Source organism: Geodermatophilus sp. SYSU D00708 (assembly GCF_054050115.1).
In genome coordinates, this window is the sequence record NZ_JBJGYS010000058.1 from 1 (window position 1) to 7,121 (window position 7,121).

Consider the following 7,121-nt stretch of genomic DNA (forward strand, 5'->3'; position numbering starts at 1 on the left):
CGCCGGTGTTGTTGCCCTTGCCCGGCAGCGACAGCACCGCCGTCCCCGGGGTCACCGACAGCCGGCTGGCACCGGCCGACGCCTTCCACGCACCACCCACGTCAGCGGTCCCCAGACCGGCCGAGACGGTCCGGTTGAAGGTGTCCTTGGCGACGATCTCGTTGCTCACCGGCTCGGTGGCCACGACCTGGCGCTCGGCGGTGGCGGTCGCCCCGTCGTCGTCGGTCACGGTCAACCGCACCGTGTACGTGCCGCCCACCGTGTAGTCGTGCGCCGCGGTCGCCCCGGTGCCGGTCGTGCCGTCACCGAACTCCCAGGCGTACGAGGTGATCGACCCGTCGGTGTCGGCCGACCGGCCGGCGTCCAGGCTGATCCCGAGGTCCTTGCCCGTGGCGGTGAACTCCGCGGACGGTGCGACGTTCGGCGGCGCCGGCGCGACGGTCACCAGGCGGCTGGCCACGGCGGTGGCGCCCTTGTCGTCGGTCACGGTGAGCGTGACGGCGTAGGTGCCGCCCGCGGCGTAGGCGTGGGTCGCCGTGACGCCGGTGGCCTTGGTCTGGTCACCGAAGTCCCAGGCGTAGGAGGCCACGGTGCCATCGGCGTCGCTGGAGGTGCCCGCGTCGAACGCGGCGGTCAGCTCCGACGTCGTGCCGGTGAAGCGGGCGGCCGGCGCGGTGTTGGCCGGCTTGCCGCCCGTGGCCGCGGTGGCGTGCGCGGCGACCTGGGCCGCCGACAGCGCCTTGGTGTACACCGCGACCTCGTCGATCCGGCCGGTGAAGGTGCTCGAGCCGCCGATCGCCTTGTCGCTGCCGACCCGGAAGTAGCCGTTGTACGACTGGCCCGACGTGACGTCGCTTCGGGTGCCGACCTGCTTGCCGTCGACGTAGAGCACCATGCCCGCCGAGCTCATGCTCGCGGCGACGTGGTGCCACTTGCCGTCGTTGACCGGGGTCGAACTGGTGATCGTCTGCGGCAGGTTCCAGAAGAGGAAGCGCACGTTGACGGTGAAGTTCACCCGGCCCTGGGCGTCGAGCCAGACCTGCCGGTCGTAGGTGGAGCTGGAGCCGGACTTGGCGTTGGCGTACCCCATGATCCGGCCGCCGGTGGTCGAGGTGGTCTGGAACCACCCCTCCTCGGTGAAGGTGTTCGGCGCCGCGGCCGCCGACGACGTGGCCAGGGTGGCCGTCGCGCTGCCGTTGAAGGAGTACGCCCTGTTGGTGTCACCGGTCAGCGCACCGGCGGCGCCCTTGGTGACGCCGGAGCCGACGGTCAGGGGGGCGCGGTTCATCGCGTCCGCGGCCGCGCTGCCCGTGGTCTCGCCGAGCCGCCAGTAGGACGACGGCGCGTCGGCGCGGACGACGTCGGCGTAGGGCTTGGTCGTCTGCCCGCCGGTGGCCGCGGCGACGTCCACCGACACCCAGGAGGTGGTGGCGGAGTTGCCGAACGGGTCGGTGGCCACCACCCGGTACCGGAGGGTGCCGCTGACGCCGGAGTCGTTCGCCGACATGGCCGGGGTGTTCCACCAGGTCGAGGACCGGACCGTCTCGGCGACCGGGAGGTCGCTGCCCTCGCGCTCGACCCGGTAGGTGAGCGCGGCGTTGTCCTGGTCGCTGGTGGCCTTCCAGGAGATCGCGACCTGGCCGGGGGCCGGCGAGGTGGCGGTGGCCGTGAAGCCGTCGGCCGACGGGCCGACGCGGTTGGCCGCGGTGCCGGGCACCGCGTACCGGACCAGGCCCTGCTGGCCGGTGCTGTTCACCTTGGTGAACTCGCCGCCGTACACCAGGTACTCGCCGTTGCCGGTGACGCTCCAGCCGGCCTGCCCCTGGCCGGTGTAGGTGCCCGGGGTCATGGTCGGGAACCAGCTCAGCAGCGAGCCGGCCGGCTGGCCGCGGAAGTTGCCGTTGGTGAGGGTGCCGCTGCCGACCGTGCCGGTGGGCGTGGCGCTGTAGGCGGTGGCGAACTTGTGCACCCGGGTGGGCTGCTCGGGGTAGCCGCCGATGTTCCCGCAGTCGTGGGTGTGGCTGGCGACGTAGATCGCGCCGTTCATGGCGTAGCTGGAGTAGGTGTCGCCGCGGCAGTCGTTGATCTCGATGATCGCGCCGCCGTCGGCCCGGACCGCGAAGTTCCCCTCGAGGTTGCCGGGGCCGTAGTAGTCGTAGGCGGTGCCGTAGACGACGTCGCCGTCGGTGGAGAGGCTCCACACGCCGGAGTTGACGCCCTGGTTGGTCAGCCGCTGGTTGATGGCGAACGGCCGGTTGGCCCCGGTGACCGGGTCGAGCGCGGCGACGCCGGTCGCCTTGCTGCCGTTCATCGTGTCGAAGCGGCCCCCGGCCACCACCTGGGCGCCCCCGCCGGTGACCACCAGCGCGGTCACCTCGTCGCTGGTGCCCTTCGAGCCGTTGGAGTTGCCGGCGGTGGACCCGATGCCCGGCACCGGGGCCCACGGCAGCAGCGAGCCGTCGGCGGCCGAGACCGCGGCCAGCCGGGAGCGGCTGACGCTGCCGACGGCGGTGATGCTGCCGCCGAGGTAGACGGTGTCGGCGGTCGCGGCGATCGCGCGCACCTGGCTCTGGACGCTGGGCTTCCAGGTGGTGATGAGCTGGCCGCTGGCCGTGTCGAAGGCGGCGACCCGCTTGCGCACCTGGCCGTCGACCTCGGTGAAGTCACCGGCGACGTAGACCCGCGAGCCGTCGGGCGAGGCGGTGACCGCCAGCACCTGGCCGTTGAGCTGCGGCGCGAACGAGGTGATCAGCTCGCCGGTGCGGATGTCGTAGGCGAGCAGGTTGCTGCGCGGCGTCTCCTGCGTGCCCCCGGCGGCCCCGGCCGGACGCGCGGTGCTGAAGGAGCCACCGACGTAGACGGTGTTGCCGACGACGGCCTGCGCCCAGGCCACGCCGTTGATCTGGACGGTCGGGAGGGCGTCCGCCGCGACCGTGGTCGGGTTGGCCGGGCTCTGCGCGCCGGCGGGGGCGGAGTCCGCCTGCGCCGCCGTCGCGGGCAGCAACGCGAGGCTGCCGGCACCCACCAACACACTGACCAGGCCGGACAGGACGCGCCACGGCGCAGCCCCCGACGATGCACTCATCGCTGATTCCCCCACGTGCTCGTACACGAGCGCCGACCACCCCCGTGGTCCGCGTGTACCGAGAGTGACCATGGCACGGCGCCATGACGTGCGGGATCACACGATCCGGTGACGGACTGTGATCCTCCCCCGACGGAGGGAGGGGGTAGTCACCTTCCGTGACGAAGCACATCCGGATCGCAATGAGCGGCGGGGTCGGGGGCCGGCCGATGCCTCGACCGGCCCCCGGAGCCCTCCTCCGGCGGCCGGGTCAGCGCCCCTCGGTCACCTCGAACCCGGTGACCCGGACGGTGGTGGCCTCGGTGCTGCTGCCGGCCCGGTAGGCGCTCAGCCCCACCGACCCGGCCTCCTGGAGGGCGGCGGTGGTGTCGGTGCGCGTGAGCTGCGGGGTCGCCGGCTCGGCGCTGCCCTCGGCCCAGACCGTGGCCTTCACCGTGGTCGTGCCGGTACCGGAGACCTGCACCCGCACGTTGAGCACCGTGCCGGCCTCGTAGGTCAGCCCCGGGACGACGACCTCACCGCCCGGCCACGCCTCGACGTTGCCGGCCACCCGGCTCAGCAACAGCGACACCTGACCGCCGGCGGCGACCTTGACGTTGACCGCGTACTCGTTGGCCGCGTCGACCCGCCGGCCGACCACGTACATCGACACCGGACCACCCACCGGCGCCGCACTCAGCGCCAGCTTCGCCCGCACGTCGGCGTCGGTCACCGACACGTCACCCAGGTAGGCACCGGTGTTGTTGCCCGCCCCCGGCAGACCCAGCACCGCCGTCCCCGGCGTCACCGACAACCGCGACGCGCCCACCGAGGCCGTCCACGCCCCACCCACGTCGGCGGTGCCCAGCCCACCGGACACCGTCCGCCCGAACGCGTCGGCGGCGACGACACCGGTCGGCGGGGCCGTGACGGTGACCTGCCGCGTCGTGGACGCCGTCGCGCCGTCGTCGTCGGTCACCGTCAGCCGCACCGTGTAGGTGCCGGCCTGGGCGTACGTGTGCTGGGCGGTGGCACCCGAACCGGCCGGGGTCCCGTCGCCCCAGGCCCACTCGTAGGAGGCCACCGTGCCGTCGGTGTCGGCCGAGCCGCGGCCGTCGAGCAGCACCGCCAGCCCCGACGCGGTCGCCGTGAACGCGGCCGACGGCGGCTGGTTCGGCGGCGGGGCGGTCACCGTGACGGTCTGCTGCGCGGTGGACGAGGCACCGTCGTCGTCGGTCACGGTCAGCCGCACCGTGTACGAGCCGGCGGCGGTGTAGGTGTGCCGGGCGGTCGCGCCGGTGGCCGTGCTGCCGTCACCGAACGACCACGCGTAGCCGGTGACGGTCCCGTCGCCGTCACCGGAGCCGGCCGCGTCGAAGGACGCGTCCAGGTGGGTCACCGCGGAGGTGAACGCCGCCAGCGGCGCCCGGTTGAACGTCCCCGACGTCCCGGCGGCGACGTGCGCGGCGACCTGGGCCGCGCTGAGCACGGTCGGGTAGACCGCGACCTCGTCGATGCTGCCGTTGAACGAGGCCAGCCCGGACCACGACTTGTCCGCGCCGATCCGCCAGTTGCCGGTGGACACCTGCCCGGTCGTCGTGTCGGTGCGCGACCCGACCAGGGTCCCGTCGACGTAGAGGGCCATGCCCTGCTTGCCCATCGAGGCGGCAACGTGGTGCCAGGCGCCGTCGTTGTAGGCGGTGGCGGTCTGCACGATCCGCTTGGCGCCGGAGTAGACGCCGAAGGAGACCCGGCCGGCGCTGTCGAGGTAGACGAGCCGATCGTAGTACCGACCGGTGCCCGTGCCGACGGCGTCGGTGAAGCCGACGATGCGCCCGCCGGTGGCCGACGTCGTCCTGAACCACGCCTCGACGGTGAAGGTCTGCGGCGCGGCGATCTTCGCCGGGGTCCCCGCGTAGGCCGTCGTCGTGCTGCCGTCGAGCGTCACGGCCCCGTCGGCGTCCCCGGAGAGCGCGCCCGTCGCCTCGCGGGTGACCCCGGTCCCGAGGGTGAGGTCGGTGCGCGCGGCCAGGTCGAAGGCCGTGCTGCCGGTCCGCTCACCGAGCGACCAGTGGCCGGCCGCGCCGTCGGCGCGGACCGCGTCGGCGTACGGCCGCGCCGGTGCGCCGGCGGCGACGGTGACCGGCGTCCACGGCGACCGCGCCACGTTCCCCATGGGGTCGGTGGCCGTCACCTGGTACTCGTGGGTGCCGGCGGACAACCCGGTGTCGCCGATGGACATGGCCGGCTCGTTCCACCACGTCGACGGCTGGGTGGTCTCGTGGATCGGCACGGGGTTGCGGTCCCGGTAGACCCGGTAGGTCAGGTACTGGTTGTCCTGGTCGTTGGTGGCCTGCCAGGCCACCCGCAGCGCGCCGTCGGCCAGGGCCGTGAACGTCGGGGCGAGCCCCGCGTCGTCGGGCCCCACGTCGTTCGGCGCCAGCTTCGGGACGGCGTAGCGCACCAGGCCCTGCTGCCCGACGCCGTTGACGCGGGGGAACTCGCCTCCGTAGACGACGTAGGAGCTGTTGCCCGTGACGCTCCAGCCGGCCTGGAACTGCCCGGTGTAGGTGCCCGGGGTCATCGTCGGGAACCACGGCAGCAGCGGCAGGGCCGGCTTGCCCGCGAAGTTCTTGTTTCGGAAGGTGTTCGTGGCGACCGTGCCGGAGACGGCGGTGCTGAACGCCGTGGCGAACTTGAAGACCTGCGGGTTCTGCTCGGGGTAGCCGCCCACGTACGAGCAGTTGTGCATGTGGGAGGCGATGTAGAGCGCGCCGCCGGTGGCGAAGCTCGAGTAGTTGTCGCCCCGGCAGTAGGCCACCGAGACCAGGGCCCCGCCGGCCGCGGTCGCGGCGAAGGTGCCCTCGAGGTTGCCCGGGCCGCCGAAGTCGTAGCCGCTGCCGTAGACCGTCGTCCCGTCGGTGGACAGGTTCCAGATGGCGGAGTTGATCCCCTGGTTGGTGACCAGCTTGTTGACCGCGAAGGTCCGCGTGGCGCCGGTGGTCGCGTGCAGCGCGCCGACCCCGGGGGCCGCGACGCCGTTGAGGGTGGCGAACCGGCCCGCGGCGACGACCTGGGTGCCGCCGTTGGTCACGACCAGCGACAGGACCGTGTCGCTGCCGTCGGTGGCGGCGGCGCCCGGCCGCGGCGCCCACGACTGCAGCGCGCCGTTGCTGGCCGACACCGCCGCCAGCCGGGTCCGGCTCACCGAGCCGACGGCGGAGAAGCTGCCGCCGAGGTACACCGTGGTGTTGGTCGCGGCCAGGGCGCGCACCTGCTTGTTGACGCTGGGCTTGAAGGTGGTGACCAGCGCACCGGTGGCGGTGTCGTAGGCGGCGATGCGGTTGCGCGTCTGGCCGTTGGCCTTGGTGAAGTCGCCGCCGACGTAGATGCGCTTGCCGTCCGGCGACGCCGTGACCACCATCGCCTGCCCGTTGAGGTCCGGGACGAACGAGGTGACCAGCTCGCCGGTGCGGATGTCGTAGGCCAGCAGGTTGTTGCGCACGACCTCCTGCGTGCCGGCCGGGGCCCCGGCCGGGCGGGCCCGGGTGAACTTGCCGGCGGCGTACACCCGGTTGCCGACGACGACCTGCGACCAGACCACCCCGTCGATCTGCACGGTCGGCAGCGCGTCGGCCGACACCGTGGTCGGCGTGGCGGCCGAGGGCGTGGGTGGCGCGGTGTCCGCGGCAGCCGGCGCCGGCGACAGCAGCCCGAGAGAACCTCCGACGAGCGCTCCGGCGAGCAGCCCCGACAGGGCCCTCCTGGACGCTCCTGACGACCACCTGCGCATGACCCGCCCCCCGTGTGTGTTGCCCTGCGGACCCGTCCGGCGTGGACGGATCGACGAACACTAAGCGTGACGAAGATCGGGTCACCAGTGGGCGTCACCCCGCACGATCCGGTGATTCACCTGGGGCTGACACGCCCACACAGGTCCGTTCATCACCCTGGGTGATCGGCATCGGTAGCCCGTCCGGGGTCACCGTGAGGGCGGGTCACCCCTCCTCCCCCGGACGCGCGGGAGCCCCCGCCGGGACCGCGCAGTGCGGTCCCG

At 73.3% G+C, this 7,121-nt stretch carries 2 protein-coding genes; both read right to left on the reverse strand.

All coding sequences use genetic code 11. From position 1 onward, the window contains the following. A partial coding sequence (locus ACI79D_RS24805) for a PKD domain-containing protein (RefSeq protein WP_456921203.1) occupies positions 1–3,025 on the reverse strand: 3,025 nt, incomplete at its 3' end. Positions 3,026–3,335: 310 nt separating this feature from the next. Further along, the gene (locus ACI79D_RS24810) at positions 3,336–6,707 is read right to left on the reverse strand and encodes a PKD domain-containing protein (protein ID WP_456921204.1); all 3,372 of its coding nucleotides are present in this window, start codon (positions 6,705–6,707) and stop codon (positions 3,336–3,338) included. Between the last annotated feature and the right edge of the window lie 414 nt (positions 6,708–7,121).